Here is a 2,895-nt window from a genome sequence, read left to right as displayed (position 1 = left end):
TCTTTTTTATAAAACAATCAAATTCATTTTTGCTAATCATTATAGACACTCCAGCAAAACATAATATTTATTTTTATAATTAGTTTAGCAAAATTTAAACAAATATATTATTTAACTTCTTATAAATATATATATTAAAACTATTTTATCATTTTAAAAGAAAAAGCCCTAGTTTTTTACTAGAGCTAATTAATACTTTTATTACTATAGTATACAAAAAATATAAATCTATTGTATGAAAATTCAATCAGATATTTCTTTTAAAAGTTGTTTCTCATCAAATTTTATTTTTAATAAATAAAAATCTTTTATTAAAGCTTTCATTTTCACAATAACATCATCATCATTTATACAATTTTTAAAATATCGAGAATAAATTTCTTCTATTCCACCATAAAAATATGAATTAAATATTTCTATATTCTCTTTCATTTCATTTGCTTTTTCTTCTGCATAATATCCATTTTTAAAAGAAAAAACTCTTTTTATTTTCTCTTCTTTAGATAAATTTAAACTATTATCTAGTAAAAGAACCATTTTTAAAATATTTAAACAGTATTCACTATTATTACTGAACATATCTGTAAATATACTTTGAGTTTCCCTTACACTAACATCTTTTTCACTTTTTAAATCAAAACACGCACCATATAATGCACATTGTAAATATACATCATATAATCTTCCAAAAACTTTTTTCTCTTTTAGTTCTTTCATATATTGTGCATGTTTTCCTTTTATAACAGTTTGTTCTTTAAACCAACATATTCTTTCCATAATTATTCCTCTATAAATTATTTAATTCAATCAATGATGTCTTTATTTCTGAATATTTTTCTAACTTATATTTTCTTCCAATTCTTTTTTCCAAATAAGCTTCTGCATATTTATAATCCTTCTGCATAACAAACATAATCACTTGTTCTGCAACATCTGGTAAAACTTTTGAAATCTTCGCCGTATGACCTTCATCTGCATTTGAAAAAGGTGCATCCATTACTAACGGATAAGGCTCTGATGATAAATCTATAAAATCATCTCCTGCCTTACTAACTATTTTTTCTTTTGCTAAAGATACTAATCCGCCAATAAATGCAAAATTTTTAACCCTATCTAGTCCCTCTGATTTTCCTGTATCATATTCATTATCTAATACCTTAGTTATTAAATTCACTTTATATTTATCATCAATCTTAACTATTCTTTCGCCAGAATAAATTTGATTAAAAATATCATTTACCTTTTTTTCTAATCTTTCTTTTATTTCTTTTGCTTTTTCTTTTTGATTTTCTTCAATCCATTCTAATAAAGCTTCAGCATAATTTATATATCTATATATTTTTCTATTATGATCAGTTTTACTTATTAATTTTGATTGTTGTTTTTCTAATATTTCTTTACTTTTTTCACATTTCCCTTTATTTTCTTTTAATATATCTATCTTTTCTTGCAAATATCTTATTTTTGAACGACATTCATCCCTCTCAAATTCATATTTTCGCATATCATCTTTATCTCTTATTGTTTTACGTATTTCTTCTATCCTACATATCTTATCTTCAATATTTTTTTGTAACCTTAATCTATTTTCATACTTCTTTTCAAATTCTTCAATATTAGCATAAATATTTTTTTCTCTTATTTCTAATTCATATTTAAATTTTTTTATTTCATCATAAAGATTATCTCCTGAAATTTTTTGTATCTCTTTTAAAATATAATTATACTCTGATGAATCTTTTTTTACAGAATTACCACATATGCATATTCCTCTATCTAATATCTTTCTTAAGATATGTTCCGATAAACCAGATATTCTATCATCTTTTAAATTCAAAGTATTTATATAAGATAAGCTTTCTTTCATTAAAGGTTTTTCAAAGTATGCTTTTGTTAATCTATGAAAATAATTATATATTTCTGTTTTATTTTCTTCTAAATTCTTCTCATTATTTTTAATTTCATTTTCTAATCTTTTTTCATCTTCTTGCATTCTTTTTGTATCTGCATTAGCATGAATGATTTTATCTAATTCTTCCTTTCTATTCTCATATTTTTCTTTATTTTTTTTTGTTTCTTTTATCTGTTCATCAATATTTTGTAACTTTAATTCATTATCTTGAATTTTTTGTTCTATTTCAGCACTATCTTGTTCATTATCTGTATCTAATTCCTGCTGAAATTTACCTATAACAGAATCTCTTCTATTCTTCGTTCCTAAGTGTTCTATTGTTTTTGATAATGCCGATAAACCTAATAATCCTTTTACTGCTTCTGTAACATTTTCCTTATGGCTAATACTATTAACACGTTCTGTATCAAAAAAGAAATATGTAGATAAATCTTTTGGTAAAATATCATTTATCCATGTTTCCGGAGAATCATCTAATGACACTTGATTACCTGTTTCATTTTTATACCATACTTTTAAAGGAAACTCATTAACTAATACAGTTTTTCCATTAATCTTTTTATATTCTTGCTTTCTAATAATTCCATATTCAGTATTTTCATGTATAATAATAATTTCTACACTTACAATGTTTGTTGATCCATTAAGCATTTCTTCACTAAGCTCATAATTTAATAAAAATTTAGGATTATGATCAAAATTTACTGTTTTATAAAAACACCAACTAAATGCTTGTAATAATGTAGTTTTTCCGTATGTATTATCACCCAAAATAATAGTTACATTTTTTTGCGGATCATATGAAAAATTTATATTTATATCTCCTTTAAATTGTCTAAAATTTTTTAATTTAAGAGACTTTATTAACATATTATCACCTCATTCATTTACTATATCTATAATTGCTCGACGAATATATTCTATCATTTCATTTTTTGTTTTTTTTCTTGTTCTCAAATTTCTTTTTTCTTCAAACAAAACTT

2 protein-coding genes are annotated in these 2,895 nt (G+C 22.8%); both read right to left on the bottom strand.

Annotation, left to right across the window (positions count from 1 at the left end):
• Positions 1 to 243: 243 nt before the first annotated feature.
• Positions 244 to 777 carry a hypothetical protein gene (locus Q0J90_RS13035; RefSeq protein WP_008539341.1) on the bottom strand — a complete coding sequence of 178 codons (534 nt, stop codon included), beginning with the start codon at positions 775 to 777 and terminating at the stop codon, positions 244 to 246.
• A gap of 10 nt (positions 778 to 787) precedes the next feature.
• A complete protein-coding gene (locus Q0J90_RS13030) occupies positions 788 to 2,782 on the bottom strand; it encodes an AAA family ATPase (RefSeq protein ID WP_008539340.1) in 1,995 nt (664 codons plus the stop codon).
• Positions 2,783 to 2,895 lie beyond the last annotated feature (113 nt).

It is taken from the genome of uncultured Brachyspira sp. (genome assembly GCF_944390595.1).
In the GTDB taxonomy this organism is placed as follows: Bacteria; Spirochaetota; Brachyspiria; order Brachyspirales; family Brachyspiraceae; genus Brachyspira.
This window is presented reverse-complemented; position numbering and strand designations above follow the sequence as displayed.